The sequence below is a fragment of the Vagococcus salmoninarum genome (assembly GCF_003987495.1).
Taxonomy (GTDB): Bacteria; Bacillota; Bacilli; order Lactobacillales; family Vagococcaceae; genus Vagococcus_D; species Vagococcus_D salmoninarum.
Genome location: NZ_NGJU01000033.1, coordinates 1 through 17,683 on the forward strand (window position 1 = coordinate 1; position 17,683 = coordinate 17,683).

Sequence of the window (17,683 nt, forward strand, 5' to 3'; positions counted from 1 at the left end):
GACTGACACCTCAAAAATATTACGAAACATTCAAAGTATAAAAAAGATGATCCCCAAATTTTGGGAATCATCTTTACACAATTCATACCACTTTTTTTATTATGTCCTTGACATGGGGTACACTTTAATTATGTAGGTTGACTTTTTTCTTGTGCTTCAAAAAATGCTGTCACTGTTTTGACACCAATGGCAATGGCACTTTCTTCTGGTTGAAATTTATTATGGTGTAACTCGTATGGACTTTCAACGCCTAGCCAAAACAGCATACCGGGAATTTTAGTTAAATAATAACCAAAATCTTCAGCAGTCATCAGCCCTTGAGCTTCGACAAATGCTAAGTCAGTTTGCTCCTTAACAAAGGTGCTAAAAGCTTGGGTTGGTTTTTGATGGTTAACTACAGGCACGTAGCCTTTCTGATCTAGTAGGACGTCAATCTCACACTGAAAGGATAACTCAATGCCGGCACTAATTTCTAATAAACGTTGTTGAGTCAGTTGGTTCATCTCTTGACTCAAGGTACGAATTGAACCTGATAAAGTTAAAGTTTCAGGAATAACATTCGTTGCTTCCCCTGCGTGAATCGTCGCCACTGTTACAACGGCTCCGACCATTGGGTCAACGTTGCGACTGACAATCGTTTGAAGTTGTTGAATCAATTGGCTGGCGGCGACAATCATGTCGTTAGATTCATGTGGATAGGCACCATGTCCCCCTTTTCCGTGAAACGTTAGCTGGAATTCGCAGTCGCCAGCTAAAATCGTGCCTTCTTTCGTTGAGACTGTGCCTACTGGTAGATTAGGTTGAACATGTAAGGCATAAATCTCAGTCAGCTGACTCTCTGCTAAAATACCACTATCATATAATAGTTTGCCACCAGCTAAATTCTCTTCTGCCGGTTGGAAAATAAAGACATAGTTCTCCTTTAAGTCTAATTTAATGACATTGCTTAAAATCCCTAAGGCAATGGTCATATGGAAATCATGCCCACAGGCGTGCATGTGATTCTCGTGTTGAGAAGCGTAGCTTAAACCAGTTGCTTCCGTAATCGGCAGGCCATCAATGTCCGTTCGCCAAGCAATTGCTTGCTGAGGCTGACTGCCTTTAACAGTGACAATCAGCCCGGTTTCCCAAGGGGTAATCGTTAGTTTTTCCTGGGGAAGTTTGCTAATTACTGCCAGTAAATAAGCTTGGGTTTTAAATTCAGCAAAGCCTACTTCAGGGATTTTATGGAGATCCCGTCGAATTTTAATTAAGTGATCTTCCGTAAATGTCATAATAGTTCCTCATTATCATAAAAATCTCTCTTCTGTTCAAGAAGAGAGATTTTTTATTTTTAACTTATTTTGCGTTCAGTGTTTTTTTTCTCAGTTAAAGTGTAGCGATTTTCTAAAGTATGGGCTAATTGATTAACGGATTTTAAAATTTCTTTTCTCGTCACAATGCCTGCGAAACGATTTTCCTCATCAACTAAGGGAATAAATGAATTATCAACTAGTAAGTGTAAAATATACTCAATATCGTAAGGTTTCGTAATCGTCTTAATCTCAGTTTCCATGACATCTTTTACTAATAAATCAGTCAAATTATCAGGATCAATCTCAGTTAAATCGAACATGGCATTTACAATTTCTGATAAACCGACTAAACCAACAATTTCCCCTTCTTTATTAAGTACTGGAATTCGCGTATACTTCACTTTCGTCAACACTAGCAAGGCGTGATTTAAAGGATTAATGTCCATCACATGAGCAACTTTATCATCTGGTATTAAGAAATTTTCTTCATTATCTAATAATATTGTTTTAACAGCATTCCCAATCATCTGGAGTGCCTCCTATCTTCTTTTCAGACCTACCCATAGTTTACCTAATCTCCTATTAAAAATCAGCTAATTCACACTAACTTCAAAAAAGATTAAGTAATTCTTAGAAACTTTTTTCAGCCTACTTAGTAAAAGTGAAATTTAAGCCTGGCACTTCTCGATGTTGATCATCGTAATACTGGACTTTAAAGGTTGTTGGCGTACTTTCGATTAAAGCATAAGTTTTGATTAAATATTGGCCTCTAGGTAAACGAATACTGCCTGGGTTGACAATTAAAAGCCCCCCATTAAATTCCACACTTAACTGATGGGTATGACCGTAAAGGGCAATTGTTGCTCCCAACTCTTCTGCACGAGCTTGTAAGGCTGCCGTTGACTGTCTGACACTTATTAAGTGGCCATGGGTCATTAAGACTTGATCTTCCTCAGTCTTGATCAGCTGCTCTGTTAAGTAGCGCTCATCATAGTCACAGTTACCAGTAACAACAATTAACTCATTCCATAACTCATCTGTTGGTTCTAGTTCAGAATCACCACAGTGAAACATTTTATCGACTGTGCCACGGTATTTTTCAACAAGTTCTACTAAGCATTGACGATCGCCGTGATTATCACTTACTACTAAATAGTTCATTTTCCGCCTCATTCTCCAACCATGCCGACCATTGCTGACTAAGTTCTTGAATCGCAATCCCTCGGTGACTGATTTGATTTTTAACTTCATCTGATAATTCGGCCATTGTTTGGCCTTTCTCTTCAACTAAAAATAACGGATCATACCCAAAACCATTCTCCCCTTGAGGAATTGTTACGATTCGTCCAGCAATTTCACCTGATACAACTAAACTTTTGCGACCTGGTGCCGCTAAGACTAAAGTACAGTGAAAAGAAGCTTGACGCTCTTCAGCTTTGACGTCAGTTAACTCATGGAGCAGTTTGGCATTATTGGCGTTGTCACTTTTGCCTTCACCGGCGAAGCGAGCTGAGTAAACCCCTGGTTGCCCTCCAAGAGCAGCCACTTTCAAACCAGAATCGTCAGCCAAAACTAAACAATTCAACTCAGCAGCAATCGTTTCAGCTTTTAAACGGGCATTTCCTTCAAAGGTCGTGGCAGTTTCCGGGACATCAGGAATCTCTGGATAATCTAGTAAGGTTTTAATGATTAATCCTTGACCAGCAAAGAGTTTTTGAAACTCTTTGGCTTTACCAGGGTTACGAGTGGCAATCAATAATTGATTGTCCGCTGTTTTAGGGTCATTAGTTCCCTTAGCTGCCCTTTGACTTGCTCTTAAAACATTTTTTTGTTCCGCAATTAACTCACTAATGCCACTCTTTCCTAAACTTAACATGGCTGTTAATTCCTCGGTACTAAAGGTGGCTTCTTCACCTGTTCCTTGAATTTCAACAAATTGCCCGGCTTCGGTCATCACTAAGTTCATATCAACTAAGGCAGAGGAATCTTCGATGTAATCTAAATCTAACACGGCTTCGCCAGATGGTAAAATACCGACACTGACTGCGGCTAAATGTTCTTTTAAAGGACTTTCAGTTAGAGTCCCGTCTTTAAGTAATTTTTCCACTGCTAAACTTAAAGCGACAAAAGCCCCCGTAATACTCGCTGTCCGAGTGCCACCATCAGCTTGGATAACATCACAGTCAACTACGAGAGAACGCTCTCCTAGGACCTCTAAATCAACCACAGAGCGTAAGGCACGTCCGATTAGTCGTTGAATTTCCATTGTTCGACCTGATAACTTGCCTTTAGCACTTTCACGAATGTTACGAGTGTGGGTGGCACGAGGTAACATACTGTATTCAGCTGTTACCCAGCCAGTCCCGCCCCCACGTAAAAAAGGGGGAACTTTATCTTCAAAGGTGGCGGCACATAACACTTTCGTATCACCAAAACTTACTAATACGGAACCTTCAGGGTGCTTTAATACATTTGTTTCGATTGTTATTTGGCGTAATTCTGCTTCTTTTCGTTGGTCATGTCTCATTAACAAACATCCTTTTAACTTATTTTTTCTGGCTAATAACTACTTTTTGAATCATTGGCTCGCTTAAATCAAGCCATTCCTCACTTATCTCTTTAAATAATGACACGGATCCAGTGACATAAAATTGATGGGCTAACTGATTTTCTTGTGGTTGGGCTGCAATGTCAAAATAATCTAATAACATACTGACTTCCCCAACCGTTTCAGCGCCAGAATCAATCAATGCGACTTTATCCCCCATATAATTTTTAATTAAAGGCTTTAATAAAGGATAATGAGTACAGCCTAAAATCAATGTATCAATGTTACTTTGTTTTAATGGTTTCAATGTCTCTGCTACAATCTTTTTAGCTAAGGAAGAGCGGTATTCTTTACTTTCAACGATTGGCACAAACTTAGGACAAGCTAGTTCTCTTACTTGCATTTTAGGCGCTTTTGTCTGCAATGCTAGGGCGTAGGCATGGCTATTTACTGTCACGCTTGTGCCAATGACACCAATCTCACCTTTTTTAGTACTTTTTAAAGCTGCCCGTGAACCTGGTAAAATCACACCAACAACTGGAATGTCTAATTTAGCTTTTATTTCATCTAATACAACTGCCGTGGCAGTGTTACAGGCAATCACTAACATCTTAATCTTTTGTTTTAATAAATAATTAGTCATTTCCCAAGTGAATTCTCTAACTTGCTCAACTGGTCGCGGACCATATGGACAACGGGCTGTGTCGCCTAAGTAAATAACACGTTCATTAGGGAGCTGTTTTAAGGCTTCTTTAACAACAGTTAAACCACCTACACCTGAATCAATGAATCCTATTCCTTGGCAATTTACCATAATTCTACCTCTTCTTCAATATATTCCATTACATTTAACATTTTCCCTTTTTTCCTCGAACATATCAAGTCTTTTGCTATAATATTCTCTTTATCTTAGTTAATCTACTCAAAAAACTAGCTATCTGCCGCCGCTTTCGCTAAAATAAAAGTAGTACCAAAAAGGAGAGGTTATTATGAAATCATTTATCAGTCGTTTAAATCAGTTTACTTTATTAAAACTCGTCCTAAGTTTACTTTTCGGATTATTTTTAATAATCCAACCACAAATCGTTTTACAAAGTATTATCTACTTACTAGGTGGTTACTTACTCTTAATGGGCACGATTACTATTATTAATGGCTTACGCCAAAGAGAGAATCAAAGTCTCTGGAATTACGCCTTACTAACTGCTACGATCTATTTTGTTTCAGCTTTAGCAGTCTTATTACTAACGAAACCCCTGCTGAAATTTTTACCAATTATTTTAGGGCTGTTTATTATTGTTAACGGTATTTCTAAACTTAGTGGTAAAAAAACGACTATTAAGGAAGTTAACCCTCAATATAAGTTACCTAGCAAAATTTACGGGTGTTTAATCATTCTAGCTGGTTGTTTCTTATTATTTAACCCCTTTAGTAGTATCTTACTACTATTACGGGCTTTTGGCGGCCTCTTGATCTTTATGGGTGCCACTGAGCTGTTTTTCTTATTCAAAAATTCCTAATCGTAAATCAAAAAAACAAAAAACAGTCATAACTCGATAATGTCGAACTATGGCTGTTTTTTGTTTTCTAATTTTTCAGCTGACTCTTGTTTGTACAAACCGCTTAAGGCATCATTGAAAAATTTTTGCGACTCTTCTTTCGTTGCTAATAGTTCAGCTTTAAACTTAGCCAAGTCATTTTTAAATGCTGTTGTCGCTTGTTGATTACCAATGACCGTCTTTTCAGCTTGATCAGAGTGTTGTTTAATATATTTAACTAGTTGTTCTTTAGTTGTTTTTAGCTCATTTGCTAAACTCTGATATTCTTGTGTTTCTTCGATTGGTAACTTAGGTTGATTTTCAACTTCCGTTAAACGACTTTTTAAATTAATGACATTTGATGTTTCTTGGGACAACTGTTGCTCTAAATTACTATTTAAGCTTTCTAGATTTTGATAATACTCTGATGTTTGAGTTTTAGTCTGCTCATTGAGTTCAAGTTCTTCATTTCTTTTTAATAACGTATTAACTTGTTGCTTCAACTTCTCAGTTTCAGAACTATTACTTTTTTTCAATAATTCCACTTGTTTTTTTAATGCTTCGACACGATTGCCCATCTCATCGACTGATTGCACAGTAGTGTCTAGTTTTGTTTGTTTAGCGGACTCTTCTTCTAATTCTAGTTCTTCAATATCTTCATAGTAGTAATAATTACTACTTTTTAAGTTTTTTAATAATTTAAACACTTTTACACCTGCTTTTATAAGTTAGTCTACAACAAGTTCTTGACCAACGACAATCGCACTCGTGCCAAGATGATTATTCTCAATCAATGAAAGTAAATCAATTTGGTACTTATCGGCAATATCTACTAAGGTTTGATTTGCTGTAACGATGTGAACTTTTTTTGTGTTCAACTTTTCTAAAGCTTCATTTTTGTGGACTTTATTAAAATTGTTTTCTTTGTCACTATCAGGCTTTACATCAAAATCCGTTAAGTTATAAAGATCAATAATTGCATTAAGCCGCTTAGAATACTCAGGATCTTCTGCATATCTGGAGATTAGAAAAGCTGTTGCTTCTTTGTAATTGACTGTTTTACTTCTAAAAGCCCCTGAATAAAAGTTTGGATCAGAGGAAGTGCCATTTTTCATTAGTGCCACAAAATCTTTTAAGGCTTCATTGTAAGACGGATACTTACGGTATTCTGAATAGTTAGTTGCTTCATCAACAATTGCCCCATCTGACCATTTAACATAGCGGTCTTGGTAACGGCCTTGCATTGAATAAATATTGTTCACTTGATCATTACTTAACTCACTCCGACCGTAGTCAGAGGCTAAGATCGCTTGGGCTAACATCACTGATGCGTATAAATCGTTATCCCAGGCTAGTTTTCTAGCCTTAGGGGCTATTTGATCAATAAAGAAGATAATGTCCTCTTTTCTTTCTACTTGGGCACTTGCCTGGCCTACTGTGCCATTAATAACGAAGATTATCGCAAGACAGCATAAAAGAAAGCTGCTAATAATTTTATTTAATTTCACAATAGGCCTCCTTTTAAGCTTTAGATATCAAAATCAATGGCTGACATTTTAGAAACACGTTCTAAAAGTTCTTTATAAACTGTATTGACAGCATCTTGAGATTGTTTAATTTCGTCTGTGATCGTATTAGCTTTATTACCAATATCGAAGAACTCTTGACGAGCTTTTTCAACGTTGACTTTAATTTCTTTTTCAGCATCGGAAATCATTTGGGCAGCTTGTTGTTTCGCTACTAACATGACTTCGCCAATCCCTTGTTGAGATTTAACTGTTTCTTCACGTAATTGTTGGTTAGCAAGCATTAATTCATTGACTTTATTTTTTAATTGGACTGTTTCTTCTGATGTTGACTCTGTATTCGCTGTTGCTGATAATTGCATTTCTAAAGACGCAATTTTGTTTTTGGCATTAGCCAATTCAGCACTATCGTTAGTCGCTGCTATTGGATGAGTCGCTTTGTTAGCTAACTCTTTTTCTAATTTAGCTACTTTCAATTCCCATTCTGCATTATCATTCATCGCTTTTTCTATAACTCTTCTGAATATGAGTTCTTAAATTTTTCACTTTCTAACTCTAATTTAACTTGTTCTAATACTTCATTCGTATTACCATTATTATTTTTTTCCATTATAAACATACTCCTCTTAATTCAACTTATTTTTTATTTGTCATTTCTTTTAATACGCCGTTTTCTTGGTAGAACATGCGACTCTTTTTATTTAACTTACTATCATTATCATAGAAAGTTAAGGTAAAATCAACAATTGAAACTTGGGCTTCTTTATTTAAGTCTGCCACGATCAATGGGAGATTGTCTTGAGCTTGATTATACTCCTCTTGACTTAAACCAACACCGACAATTGAAACCGTCAATGATGTTCCTTTAATTATTGTCAGGTTGTTTTCGCCAATATAAGGTTTTAATAAACTGGACAAGGCGATTTCTTCACTTGTTTGTAGCTTCTTATCGTTTTTCAAGAGTCCTTGCCAATCATATTGATCAATGGACCACTCTTGATCTTTATAGTTCTTAAGGGCTTCTGTGCTCGTGCCTTGACTACCTGACGTATTAAGGCTATTTTCAGTTACGTCAGTTGATTTTTTTTTTTGACTAGTCACTTGATCCTTAATAATATCAGTGTCTTTCTTGACACTCATTAAACTAAAAAGGATAAATGATAAAATTAGAGCAAAGACAATTACTAAAGTAACAGAAACATTAGTTACCTTATGTTGTTGTTTTTGTCTTTTTATACTTAACTCCCGTAATTTCTCACGACTTTTTGGTGGCTCAATCGTAAAGAAGTTTAGATAAACTAAGTATTGTCTAATAAAGTATAGAGATACTAGTAAAACAATAGCAATTAATCCAAAGGTTAATATCTTAAACAGCATCATTTTCTCCTTACTTACTTATTCTATGATTTCATTTCTTCATACTCATCAACAGTATCAAGTAGTTGATCAATTTGGTGGGTAAAACGATTTTTTAAATGTTCGATCCGTTTTTCTAACTCTTTTTCTTCAATGATCAATTCATCACGTTTGATTTTGGCATAGATATCCGCATCATTTTTCGTTGTACTCACATAAATTTCTGCTTCGCGTTTGATATTTCTAACATAACTATCAGCGTCTCGAGTCCGCTTGCTGGCGTAACTGTTGGCATCAATTTTAATTTGTTCGATGTCTTTTTTCACTTGGGATTCTTTTTTGACAAAGGCTGCTTCAAGTAACTCGATGTTAAATTTTTCATCGGCTTCTTTTTTAGTCGTTTCATAATAAGTTTGAGCTGCTTTTTTCTGTTTACTAACTAACTCTTCAGCTTCTCTTTTAATTTTTTTACAATAATGATCGGCTTTGGCTTTTTCTTTAGCTGTATACTCAGCTATTTCTTTAGCTTGCTGCTCTTTATATTCAGCGGCTTCCGCTTTAATTTTTTCATTGTATTGTTCTGCCTCACGTTTTAGTTTGGCTTGCTTTTCGATAAAGGGCTGGGAATCAGTTTTTGCTACTTTTAATTCTTCAGCTAGCCTTTTTTTAGTTTCACTTAATTCAGCGACTTCTTTTTCCAGCTGATTCTGAGTTACTTTTAGTGCGTCTACCGAGCCAGTATGTTTTGCTAAGCTATCAGAAATCAATGATTCGGCTTCACTTTGAGCATCAATGATAATTTTATCCGCATTCTTTTTAGCACCTAATAAGTAAACACCTATCATATCATTAACGGAGTGGCCTTCAGTATGGCTTTCATCTAATAAATGATTAATCTTAAAGCTTTCGGAAAATTGCTTATGTAAAGAATTGATTTCTTGCGCTTCAAGTTTATCAGATAGAATTCGTTCAGAATAACCTGCCATTTTAGCAAAACTATTACTCATTAACTGCGTTGTTTCGCTTAACTGGTTGTATTTGACTGTTAACAGTCCAATTTCTTGTTTAGCCTTGGATAGTTCAGTCAGTAAGACATTAATTTTTCTTTCGAGCTGAGCTGGCTCATTACTTAGAGGTGATCCAGTTTGTTGTTTATCTTTAACAGATTGCTCTTGGCTTCTTTCATCCTTACTTACCATTAAATAACTCCTTCTCAAAACTATTAAATCTCGTTTTGTTATTTTCTAAATTATCAAAATAGCCTTATTAACTTTATTGACTTATAGTTACAGCTTGTTTAAATAGTCTCACTTTAATTTTATTTACTTTAATCGTATTTTAACAGCTATCGATATTATACAATAAACACTCCTATGTTGCAAAGAGAACCTAAAGCAGCGCTTTTATAAGAATTATCACGACTGTTATTTTTCACAGTAAAGAACTAGTTTAAGTTCTTAATATATAAAATAAAAAAACCTTTTCTTGAAGATTCATTATCTTCTTTATTATAACATCTTTTATTTTTTTTAGTACATACTTTTTGAATATCCTATTTATTATTTTCCACAAAAAAAAAGCAACTAAACTCGAAAGTTTAGTTGCTCGAATAGTTGATTGGATATTTCTAACCAATATGTCTATTATAAGTTGTGGGAATTACTAGTTTTTAACGATGTTAGTCGCTTGTAATCCACGTTGGCCTTCTTCAACATCGAAAGTCACTGCTTGACCTTCTTCTAAAGATTTGAATCCTTCACCTTGGATAGCTGAGAAATGTGCAAAAACATCTGAACCGTCCTCTTGAGTGATGAAACCGAATCCTTTGTCTGCGTTAAACCATTTTACTGTTCCTTGTGCCATAATAATTTTCCTCCTAATTTTGCGCATAGCGCTTAATATTGCAATAAATGTCGATGCTACAAAAGAGGTGTCTCAATTACATGACTGTAAAATAACCTTATAAGTTTTATCAAACATATTACATACTTAGTATAACCTATCTTCCAAACAATGTAAACCATTTCTGCAAAAGAATTCTAATAAACTCGTATTTATTACTATTTAGTATCCGTTTATTCTTTTTCTAACCAGCTTAAAGCCATTGCGGTGTAAGCTGTTACACCATATTTAAGGGCTTCTTCATTTAGTACAAGTTTTGGGTGATGTACTGGATATGGTTCACTATTTCGGCTATCTGCAGCTGCTAAAGCTAACATGACTACAGGAATTTCGTGACTAACGTAGGCAAAATCTTCTGATCCCATTTGAACTTCATTGATTGGTAAGTCACTAACTGAAAGAACTTTATCTGCGGCTAAATAATGAAGCAAGTAATTATTAGCATGAACAACAACTTCTTCAGCATTTTCCAAGGTTGGAGCACCGGCTAAGAAAGTCATTTCTCCTTCACAACGATAAGCTTTCGCTAATCCTTCCACTAGTTCTTGCATTCTAATTTTCATTTCTGATCGTAACTGATCATCATAAGTCCTTAAAGTCCCTCGTAAAACCGCTGTATCTGGAATCACATTCGAAGTACTACCACTGTGAAATTCACCAATTGTTAAAGCGACTAAGGCATCAGCTGAGATTTCCCGAGCTTGGATTTCCATCAAGCCTTGGTAAATGGCCGCCGCTGGTGCAATTGGGTCGATGGCATTTTTAGGCGTCGAACCGTGGCCGCTTTTCCCTTTGATTTTGATTTCAAACCAATCGCAAGAAGATAAACCTTTACCTGCTTTGGCGATTAAGACTGTTCCATCAGGGATTGGTGCGCCTGGTAAGACGTGAATCATCATTCCCCCATCAACTTTAGGATTTTCTAGCACACCACTTTTTATCATGTCTGCAGCGCCTTCCATGATTTCTTCCGCTGGTTGAAACATTAACTTAATCGTTCCATTTAACTTTGCTTGATATTTTTTTAATAACTTAGCTGTTCCTAAAAGCATCGTCGTATGAAAATCGTGGCCACAAGCGTGCATCTTATCGTTCTTTGAAGCAAACTCTAGTCCGGTTTCTTCGGTAATTGGCAAAGCATCCATATCTGCTCTCAGTAAGAATGTTGACCCCTGACCATTACCAATTGTCGCAACAACACCAGCTTGACCGCACCAACTTGGTGTATAGCCCATACTTGCCAACTCTTTGTAGACGTAATTTTTAGTCACTTCTAACTCAAAACCTGTTTCAGGGTTTTGATGAAGTTGACGTCTGATTTTAATTAGTTCTGGCTCCAATGCTAGTGCCTCTTTAAAGACATTTTCGTATTTTTCCACTTTAACTTTCCTCTCTTTCACATGATTATCTTTTAATTATACACCTTTTCTTAATCACTCGTTTAATGAACCGCTTGTTTCAGAAAAAAAGGATGACTAATATGTTTGAGATTATGTAAAAAAACAAATAAAAAAGCCTAAGGCTAGTTTAATAGCATTTGGCTTAATGGTCCCTACTGGGTTCGAACCAGCGACCCCTACCTTGTCGAGGTAGTGCTCTCCCAACTGAGCTAAGGAACCTTTTCGTTAAATAGCATCTAGTAATTAACTAGAGTTTAAAGATTACTCCCTACTAGTTGACTACTTTATCTATAATAGCAGATTGCCTTAATAAACTCAAGCCTCAAAAGATAATCTCACTTAGATTAAAATTATTTTACTTATCAACTAAAGTAATTCACGAAAAAGACGTATCCGTTAACCAAAGCCCCATTTCCTTTTTCTTTCATACATACTTAATTATTTTTTATTTTTTCTTATTGATCTATCTTCTAAGATTATTGAACACTTTTTTAAAGAACACAAGATATTTAATTATTACTCATAGTAATTAATAATTATCTTTTTTAGCTGATTCGACTTTTTTTTTACTTTATGCTATAAATTGTCATATCTTTTATAATATCCAAACTCACTCTATTTAGGAGGTTTATCTTGAACCCTACTTTCGCAGATTTTTTAAAAAACAAACGTTTAATTTCTGGTTTATCACAAGAAGCCGTAGCTAATCAATTATTGATTACTAGGCAATCTGTTTCAAAATGGGAAACTAGCAACTCAATTCCCAGTCTAGAACATTTAGTTCTACTAGCTTTTTTATACAACTTTGAGATTGAAGAGTGTCTCATTTTTTTCAAATAAAGTTCAACAATAGCCTAGGTATTATTTTAAAGGAGCTGGTATTGTGTCAAAAAAAATCGATAAATTTGCAACATATGCCTTTTATTTCATGGCAGGAATCGTCTTTTTAATTTTAATTTATTTATTTACTTGGTTATTTTTAAAAGGCTATAAACACCTTTCTTGGAGCTTTTTAACTGAAAAAAGTTCTATTACCGGAAACGGTGGCGGTATTGGTATTCAACTATTTAACACCCTTTACATTGCGTTGATTACGATGGGTGTTTCAGTACCAATCGCCTTAGGGGCGGCGATTTATCTCCATGAATACGCCGCTAACTCCCGATTCAAACAATTAACTATTATGATGGTTGAAATCATTAGTTCACTATCATCAATTGTTGTCGGTTTGTTCGGAATGTTAGTTTTTGTCTTATATTTTAATTTAAAGTTCTCAGTCATTTCTGGTGCTCTAGCCCTCGGGATCATCAATTTACCTCTGTTATTAAGTAATTTTGAATCAGCCTTAGCTAGCGCTGATCCTTTACAAAAACAAGCCGGCCTCGCTCTAGGCTTAACTAAATGGGAAGTTATTACAAAAGTCACCTTGCCTTCAGTTATTCCTAGTATCATCACTGGTTTGATTCTAGCTTTAGGACGAGTTGTTGGCGAGGCAGCAACTTTAATTTTCACTGCTGGCCAAAGTGCTCCTGCACTGGATTTTTCCAATTGGAATCCTTTAAATATTAGCAGCCCGTTAAATGTGAATCGTCAAGCTGAAACCTTAGCTGTCCATATATGGAAAGTTAGTAGCGAAGGCAGAATTGACAATAGTGATTTATTTTTATCTGCTAGTTCCTTAGTTTTGTTAGTGATGATCTTGATTATTAACGGGCTATTAAGAACTCTCGCTTTTTATTACGAAAAAAAAATGGCGACTAAGTAAAAAAGCAACTAACAGGTTCTTACATCTAATTTCTTCTTATGAGATGATAGGCATGAAAAATAAGCATTGCTCATTTTTCAACAACTAGTTAGAGGAGGAATTAAAAATGAAACATCTATTAGTATCATTCAGTTTTATCACTTTTTTTTGGTTGTTAGTCCCTGTCACAGTTCAGGCAACGGCAGTAAATGTCCCAGACAAAGCTAATTTAGTCCTTGTTCAAACTGATAATCACGAGTTGTCACTTTGGATTGACCCTAGTGAATATGCTAATTTTGCTTATACCTTCGCTAACTCGACCTACTTGATAAAGAAGACAAATAACTTCCACTTTAAACTTGTCAACGTCTCGCCGATCGAACTGCCCATACAACGAGCAACAAATACCTTTTCAAAAAAAATCAATGCCAATTCATCATGGACTGGTAACTACAGTTCAACTAAGGGTAACGTCATTTCTTTAAAAGCAGCTGGGGTCACTGGTAAAAAACGGGTCAGAATTCTACGAGAAGGCAGCTTAATTCAAGAATCAACTTCTGAATATGACGTTTCGATTACCGGTTCCGCTTCTAAAACAGCGCAATATACTTTCGCTGTTTTCAACTTAACTAGTTCAGCTAAAACTTGGGACATTACTGTTAAATATTAATTTTGTAGTTAATAAATTTAAAACACGAAACTTTTTTCGTGTTTTTTTGACGTGTCTTTCTAAGTTATTGACTAAAAACACAATTTTTATAACTCAATTAAAAAATTCACAAGCCTCTTAATTGATTCTCAGGACCTAGTTCTATAATATAGATATTGTTATTTAATAATTATAACAAATAAGAAAATAAGGAGACTATTCATGACTAACACTATAGATCAACGTAATATCTTAACAACTTCTGCTGGGGCACCAGTTGGCGACAACCAAAATTCTCAAACTGCTGGCAGTCAAGGACCAGTCTTGATTCAAGATGTCCATTTACTGGAAAAATTAGCTCACTTTAACCGGGAGCGTGTCCCTGAAAGAGTTGTTCACGCTAAAGGGGCCGGCGCACACGGGCATTTCAAAGTAACGAATGATTTAACTCGCTATACTAAAGCAGACTTTTTAGCAGAGATTGGTAAAGAAACTGAACTTTTTGCACGATTTTCGACAGTTGCTGGTGAAAATGGCTCTTCAGATACTTTGCGAGACCCACGAGGCTTTGCTCTTAAATTTTACACTGAGGAAGGAAACTATGATTTAGTTGGTAACAACACACCGATTTTTTTCATTAGAGACGCTATTAAATTTCCTGATTTTATTCATACTCAAAAACGTGACCCACAAACTCACTTGAAAAACCCTAACGCAGTTTGGGACTTCTGGTCTTTATCGCCTGAATCATTACACCAAGTGACAATTTTGATGTCTGACCGAGGTATTCCTGCAACCTTCCGTCATATGCACGGTTTTGGCAGTCACACGTATAAATGGACAAACGCTGCTGGCGAAAGTGTTTGGATCAAGTATCATTTTAAAACAGAACAAGGCATTAAGAATTTATCGGCTCAAGTTGCTCAAGAAATTGATGGCAGTAATCCCGATCATCATACTGAGGATCTCTTTAACGCCATCGATAGCGGTGACTTCCCAACTTGGAAACTCTTCGTTCAAATTATGCCTTTAGAAGATGCACCAACTTACCGCTTCAACCCTTTCGATGTTACAAAAGTTTGGTCTCAAAAAGACTATCCTTTAATTGAAGTTGGCGAAATGACTCTGGATCGTAACCCAAATAATTACTTTGCTGAAGTTGAACAAGTTACTTTCACACCAGGGAATATCGTCCCAGGAATTGATTTTTCACCAGATAAATTATTACAAGGTCGACTATTCGCTTATGGCGATGCTCATCGTCATCGGGTTGGTGCTAATAGTCAATTATTACCAATTAACCGTCCTAAACATGAAAGTCAAAATTATCAGCGGGATGGTGCGATGCGCTTAGACGGCAACGGGGGCAGTTCTGTGTATTATGAACCTAATAGTCTCAACGGACCGGTAGAAAGCTCTGAAGCTAAGCCAAACAGCGTTGAAGTCACTGGCACAACTGGCTCTGTTCCTTACAATGATGAGGATCATTACACCCAAGCTGGCGATTTATACCGTTTGTTAAGTTCTGATGAACAAGATCGCCTAATTGCTAATATTGTTTCTAGCATGACGCCTGTCACTGACCAAGGAATTAAAAAACGTCAAATTCAACACTTTCTAAAAGCAGACCAGGATTACGGAAAACGGGTTGCCCAAGGGTTAAACATCCCCCTTACTTAAAGGCGGTTGTAACCAGTCCCTTAGCCTTTAATTCAATCAAAATAAGCCTCCTTTTCAAAGTGAGGCTTATTTATTGTCTAAAAAATTAACTTGCCACTGGAATCATTTAATTACTTTTTTACATAAAGAACTTCACCGTTTTCATCAATTTCAGTTGCAAAAAAACCTTGTCTTGTCCAAAAACGTTGATTGTTTCCATTTGACACATTTAAAGCCAAATAAGTCGCGTCTTCTTTTCTTTTAACAGCTTTTTCAAAAGAGGATATTATCTTTGTGCCATTTTTTTGATTCCTGTGTTCAGGTTCAACACAAAAATCTAAGATAAAACATTTGCCGTCTTCCAAAGAGTAAACCTTGTACATCAAAAAACCAATATAATCATTTTCCTGATAAATAAAGGTGAATTGTAGCCCCGCCCCATCTTTTAAATCATTTCTATGTAGTTTCATTATAAGTTCATAATACTTTTTAGATTGAAACCACTCAATGATTTCTGTCAATTCTTCCCCAGATTCCACTAATTTGGGAAATACATCATTTTTTTCATATTCTCGTTTTTTCTGCCAGAACGCCGCTATTTCATTTGATGTTGTCATTTTAAAAAAAAAGAATTCTTTTGTCATAGTTTCTAATCTCCTAATAAACTTAATTAGCCGATTATTTTATTTATAGACCTGGATCTAGTAACTACACCGACCTAATAGCTCCCTTAGTCTGAGTTTTGTTGTTTTCATGCTCATCACACTCCTTAGGGGTTTATTATATCATAGAATAATTTTAGTAAGGTAACTGGCATAGCTACCTTTGGTTTCAGTGATTAGGAAAATGTTTCATAAAAAAAAAAACACCAACGTAAGATTTACGTTGGTGTTTTAAGTATACCGATGGCCGGGGTCGAACCGGCACGACCTTGCGGTCACAGGATTTTGAGTCCAGCGCGTCTGCCAATTCCGCCACACCGGCATAAAATAAATTGTGTAAGGCGGTAACCGGATTTGAACCGATGATAAAGGTTTTGCAGACCTCTGCCTTACCACTTGGCTATACCGCCTGATTAAAATAAACTGGGCTAGCTGGATTCGAACCAACGAATGACAGAGTCAAAGTCTGTTGCCTTACCGCTTGGCGATAGCCCATTAATGGGGCGACTGATGGGGATCGAACCCACGCATGGCGGAACCACAATCCGCTGTGTTAACCACTTCACCACAATCGCCGTAATATTATATTATAATTATTTAAAAGTAGGCGACTGATGGGGATCGAACCCACGCGTGGCGGAACCACAATCCGCTGTGTTAACCACTTCACCACAATCGCCATAATTATTATAATTAGTTTTTTTTAATGGCAGGGATAGTAGGAATCGAACCCACAATGACGGTTTTGGAGACCGTAGTTATACCGTTTAACTATATCCCTACTATAAAATGGAGGAAAGTGGATTCGAACCACTGAACCCTAAGGAACGGATTTACAGTCCGTCGCGTTTAGCCACTTCGCTATTCCTCCAATAAGGTGGCTCAGGACAGAATCGAACTGCCGACACACGGAGCTTCAATCCGTTGCTCTACCAACTGAGCTACTAAGCCTTTTTAATAATGCTATCAATATATCATCTATATTGAATGACCCGTACGGGAATCGAACCCGTGATACCGCCGTGAAAGGGCGGTGTCTTAACCGCTTGACCAACGGGCCTTATTGTTTGTTGTGCTTCTAAAACGGAGAGTAAGGGATTCGAACCCTTGAGACAGTTACCCGCCTACATGCTTTCCAAGCATGCTCCTTCGGCCACTCGGACAACTCTCCAGATTCTACTTATTCTCTTTCAAAGCAACTCCGCCAGTAGGACTCGAACCTACGACATCATGATTAACAGTCATGCGCTACTACCAACTGAGCTATGGCGGATAATTATTAAAGCGTGGCAACGTCCTACTCTCACAGGGGGAAACCCCCAACTACCATCGGCGCTAAGAAGCTTAACTACTGTGTTCGACATGGGAACAGGTGTATCCTTCTTGCTATCGCCACCACACTTA

The 17,683-nt window shown here is 36.6% G+C and carries 18 protein-coding genes, 12 tRNA genes and 1 rRNA gene; 5 read left to right on the plus strand and 26 right to left on the minus strand.

Going from position 1 to position 17,683, the window contains the following annotated elements; translation table 11 throughout:
- Window positions 1–128: 128 nt before the first annotated feature.
- The 5 genes from CBF35_RS14400 to racE form a co-directional block, all read right to left on the minus strand.
- The gene (locus CBF35_RS14400; protein WP_126782466.1) at window positions 129–1,274 is read right to left on the minus strand and encodes an N-acetyldiaminopimelate deacetylase; all 1,146 of its coding nucleotides are present in this window, start codon (window positions 1,272–1,274) and stop codon (window positions 129–131) included.
- A 59-nt stretch (window positions 1,275–1,333) separates the two neighbouring features.
- Window positions 1,334–1,822 carry a cyclic-di-AMP-binding protein CbpB gene (gene cbpB / locus CBF35_RS14405; RefSeq protein WP_126782468.1) on the minus strand — a complete coding sequence of 163 codons (489 nt, stop codon included), beginning with the start codon at window positions 1,820–1,822 and terminating at the stop codon, window positions 1,334–1,336.
- 121 nt (window positions 1,823–1,943) lie between these two features.
- The gene (locus CBF35_RS14410; RefSeq protein ID WP_126782470.1) at window positions 1,944–2,456 is read right to left on the minus strand and encodes a metallophosphoesterase; all 513 of its coding nucleotides are present in this window, start codon (window positions 2,454–2,456) and stop codon (window positions 1,944–1,946) included.
- On the minus strand, window positions 2,434–3,822 hold the full coding sequence (rph, locus tag CBF35_RS14415) for a ribonuclease PH (RefSeq protein ID WP_126782472.1): 1,389 nt from the start codon (window positions 3,820–3,822) through the stop codon (window positions 2,434–2,436). The genes CBF35_RS14410 and rph overlap by 23 nt, the downstream gene beginning before the upstream one ends.
- Before the next feature lie 19 nt (window positions 3,823–3,841).
- Window positions 3,842–4,657, minus strand: coding sequence for a glutamate racemase (gene racE, locus CBF35_RS14420; protein WP_126782474.1), 816 nt, complete (start codon window positions 4,655–4,657; stop codon window positions 3,842–3,844).
- 175 nt (window positions 4,658–4,832) lie between these two features.
- Here racE and CBF35_RS14425 point away from each other — a divergent pair, with 175 nt between their 5' ends.
- Entirely contained in the window at window positions 4,833–5,363 is a 531-nt protein-coding gene (locus CBF35_RS14425) for a DUF308 domain-containing protein (protein ID WP_126782476.1), read from the plus strand.
- A gap of 47 nt (window positions 5,364–5,410) precedes the next feature.
- Here CBF35_RS14425 and CBF35_RS14430 read toward each other — a convergent pair whose 3' ends face one another.
- The 8 genes from CBF35_RS14430 to CBF35_RS14465 all read right to left on the minus strand — a co-directional run bounded on the left by CBF35_RS14430 (window position 5,411) and on the right by CBF35_RS14465 (window position 11,784).
- Window positions 5,411–6,088: a hypothetical protein gene (locus tag CBF35_RS14430; protein ID WP_126782478.1), complete on the minus strand. Its 678-nt coding sequence runs from the start codon at window positions 6,086–6,088 to the stop codon at window positions 5,411–5,413.
- A gap of 21 nt (window positions 6,089–6,109) precedes the next feature.
- Complete coding sequence (locus CBF35_RS14435) at window positions 6,110–6,889, minus strand: glucosaminidase domain-containing protein (RefSeq protein ID WP_126782480.1); 780 nt, start codon at window positions 6,887–6,889, stop codon at window positions 6,110–6,112.
- Between the two features lie 20 nt (window positions 6,890–6,909).
- On the minus strand, window positions 6,910–7,407 hold the full coding sequence (locus CBF35_RS14440) for a hypothetical protein (RefSeq protein WP_126782482.1): 498 nt from the start codon (window positions 7,405–7,407) through the stop codon (window positions 6,910–6,912).
- Between the two features lie 136 nt (window positions 7,408–7,543).
- Window positions 7,544–8,284: a hypothetical protein gene (locus tag CBF35_RS14445; RefSeq protein ID WP_126782484.1), complete on the minus strand. Its 741-nt coding sequence runs from the start codon at window positions 8,282–8,284 to the stop codon at window positions 7,544–7,546.
- Between the two features lie 23 nt (window positions 8,285–8,307).
- Window positions 8,308–9,462 (minus strand): hypothetical protein, encoded by a 1,155-nt coding sequence (locus CBF35_RS14450; RefSeq protein WP_126782486.1) that lies wholly within the window; start codon window positions 9,460–9,462, stop codon window positions 8,308–8,310.
- A gap of 463 nt (window positions 9,463–9,925) precedes the next feature.
- Window positions 9,926–10,126, minus strand: coding sequence for a cold-shock protein (locus tag CBF35_RS14455; RefSeq protein WP_126782488.1), 201 nt, complete (start codon window positions 10,124–10,126; stop codon window positions 9,926–9,928).
- Between the two features lie 212 nt (window positions 10,127–10,338).
- Complete coding sequence (locus tag CBF35_RS14460) at window positions 10,339–11,544, minus strand: M20 metallopeptidase family protein (protein WP_170174821.1); 1,206 nt, start codon at window positions 11,542–11,544, stop codon at window positions 10,339–10,341.
- Window positions 11,545–11,711: 167 nt separating this feature from the next.
- Window positions 11,712–11,784 (minus strand) — tRNA-Val (locus tag CBF35_RS14465).
- Between the two features lie 414 nt (window positions 11,785–12,198).
- Between CBF35_RS14465 and CBF35_RS14470 the strand changes: the two genes are divergently transcribed.
- The 4 genes from CBF35_RS14470 to CBF35_RS14485 all read left to right on the plus strand — a co-directional run bounded on the left by CBF35_RS14470 (window position 12,199) and on the right by CBF35_RS14485 (window position 15,638).
- Window positions 12,199–12,405 carry a helix-turn-helix transcriptional regulator gene (locus tag CBF35_RS14470; RefSeq protein ID WP_170174822.1) on the plus strand — a complete coding sequence of 69 codons (207 nt, stop codon included), beginning with the start codon at window positions 12,199–12,201 and terminating at the stop codon, window positions 12,403–12,405.
- A gap of 40 nt (window positions 12,406–12,445) precedes the next feature.
- Window positions 12,446–13,330 carry a phosphate ABC transporter permease PstA gene (gene pstA / locus CBF35_RS14475; RefSeq protein WP_126782494.1) on the plus strand — a complete coding sequence of 295 codons (885 nt, stop codon included), beginning with the start codon at window positions 12,446–12,448 and terminating at the stop codon, window positions 13,328–13,330.
- Window positions 13,331–13,436: 106 nt separating this feature from the next.
- Window positions 13,437–13,979: a hypothetical protein gene (locus CBF35_RS14480; protein ID WP_126782496.1), complete on the plus strand. Its 543-nt coding sequence runs from the start codon at window positions 13,437–13,439 to the stop codon at window positions 13,977–13,979.
- Window positions 13,980–14,180: 201 nt separating this feature from the next.
- A complete protein-coding gene (locus CBF35_RS14485) occupies window positions 14,181–15,638 on the plus strand; it encodes a catalase (protein ID WP_126782498.1) in 1,458 nt (485 codons plus the stop codon).
- Window positions 15,639–15,748: 110 nt separating this feature from the next.
- Here CBF35_RS14485 and CBF35_RS14490 read toward each other — a convergent pair whose 3' ends face one another.
- The 13 genes from CBF35_RS14490 to rrf form a co-directional block, all read right to left on the minus strand.
- Window positions 15,749–16,261, minus strand: a complete 513-nt coding sequence (locus CBF35_RS14490) for a GNAT family N-acetyltransferase (RefSeq protein WP_126782500.1) — start codon at window positions 16,259–16,261, stop codon at window positions 15,749–15,751.
- Window positions 16,262–16,517: 256 nt separating this feature from the next.
- Window positions 16,518–16,601: transfer RNA gene (locus CBF35_RS14495), tRNA-Leu, on the minus strand.
- Window positions 16,602–16,618: 17 nt separating this feature from the next.
- Window positions 16,619–16,689, minus strand: a tRNA-Cys gene (locus CBF35_RS14500).
- A gap of 13 nt (window positions 16,690–16,702) precedes the next feature.
- Window positions 16,703–16,774: transfer RNA gene (locus tag CBF35_RS14505), tRNA-Gln, on the minus strand.
- Between the two features lie 4 nt (window positions 16,775–16,778).
- Window positions 16,779–16,854 (minus strand) — tRNA-His (locus CBF35_RS14510).
- Between the two features lie 31 nt (window positions 16,855–16,885).
- Window positions 16,886–16,958, minus strand: a tRNA-His gene (locus CBF35_RS14515).
- Between the two features lie 28 nt (window positions 16,959–16,986).
- Window positions 16,987–17,060, minus strand: a tRNA-Trp gene (locus CBF35_RS14520).
- Window positions 17,061–17,069: 9 nt separating this feature from the next.
- Window positions 17,070–17,150: transfer RNA gene (locus tag CBF35_RS14525), tRNA-Tyr, on the minus strand.
- Between the two features lie 7 nt (window positions 17,151–17,157).
- Window positions 17,158–17,230 (minus strand) — tRNA-Phe (locus tag CBF35_RS14530).
- 37 nt (window positions 17,231–17,267) lie between these two features.
- A tRNA-Glu gene (locus CBF35_RS14535) sits at window positions 17,268–17,339 on the minus strand.
- Window positions 17,340–17,363: 24 nt separating this feature from the next.
- A tRNA-Ser gene (locus tag CBF35_RS14540) sits at window positions 17,364–17,450 on the minus strand.
- A gap of 28 nt (window positions 17,451–17,478) precedes the next feature.
- Window positions 17,479–17,552: transfer RNA gene (locus CBF35_RS14545), tRNA-Asn, on the minus strand.
- 11 nt (window positions 17,553–17,563) lie between these two features.
- Window positions 17,564–17,679: ribosomal RNA gene (gene rrf / locus CBF35_RS14550) — 5S ribosomal RNA — on the minus strand.
- Window positions 17,680–17,683: the final 4 nt, after the last annotated feature.

Excerpts from the sequence above, each read along its gene's own strand:
- CBF35_RS14400 (WP_126782466.1), bottom strand. The coding sequence starts at position 1,274 with ATGACATTTACGGAAGATCACTTAATTAAAATTCGACGGGATCTCCAT.
- cbpB (WP_126782468.1), bottom strand. The coding sequence starts at position 1,822 with ATGATTGGGAATGCTGTTAAAACAATATTATTAGATAATGAAGAAAAT.
- CBF35_RS14410 (WP_126782470.1), bottom strand. The coding sequence starts at position 2,456 with ATGAACTATTTAGTAGTAAGTGATAATCACGGCGATCGTCAATGCTTA.
- rph (WP_126782472.1), bottom strand. The coding sequence starts at position 3,822 with ATGAGACATGACCAACGAAAAGAAGCAGAATTACGCCAAATAACAATC.
- racE (WP_126782474.1), bottom strand. The coding sequence starts at position 4,657 with ATGGTAAATTGCCAAGGAATAGGATTCATTGATTCAGGTGTAGGTGGT.
- CBF35_RS14425 (WP_126782476.1), top strand. The coding sequence starts at position 4,833 with ATGAAATCATTTATCAGTCGTTTAAATCAGTTTACTTTATTAAAACTC.
- CBF35_RS14440 (WP_126782482.1), bottom strand. The coding sequence starts at position 7,407 with ATGAATGATAATGCAGAATGGGAATTGAAAGTAGCTAAATTAGAAAAA.
- CBF35_RS14445 (WP_126782484.1), bottom strand. The coding sequence starts at position 8,284 with ATGCTGTTTAAGATATTAACCTTTGGATTAATTGCTATTGTTTTACTA.
- CBF35_RS14450 (WP_126782486.1), bottom strand. The coding sequence starts at position 9,462 with ATGGTAAGTAAGGATGAAAGAAGCCAAGAGCAATCTGTTAAAGATAAA.
- CBF35_RS14455 (WP_126782488.1), bottom strand. The coding sequence starts at position 10,126 with ATGGCACAAGGAACAGTAAAATGGTTTAACGCAGACAAAGGATTCGGT.
- CBF35_RS14480 (WP_126782496.1), top strand. The coding sequence starts at position 13,437 with ATGAAACATCTATTAGTATCATTCAGTTTTATCACTTTTTTTTGGTTG.
- CBF35_RS14485 (WP_126782498.1), top strand. The coding sequence starts at position 14,181 with ATGACTAACACTATAGATCAACGTAATATCTTAACAACTTCTGCTGGG.
- CBF35_RS14490 (WP_126782500.1), bottom strand. The coding sequence starts at position 16,261 with ATGACAAAAGAATTCTTTTTTTTTAAAATGACAACATCAAATGAAATA.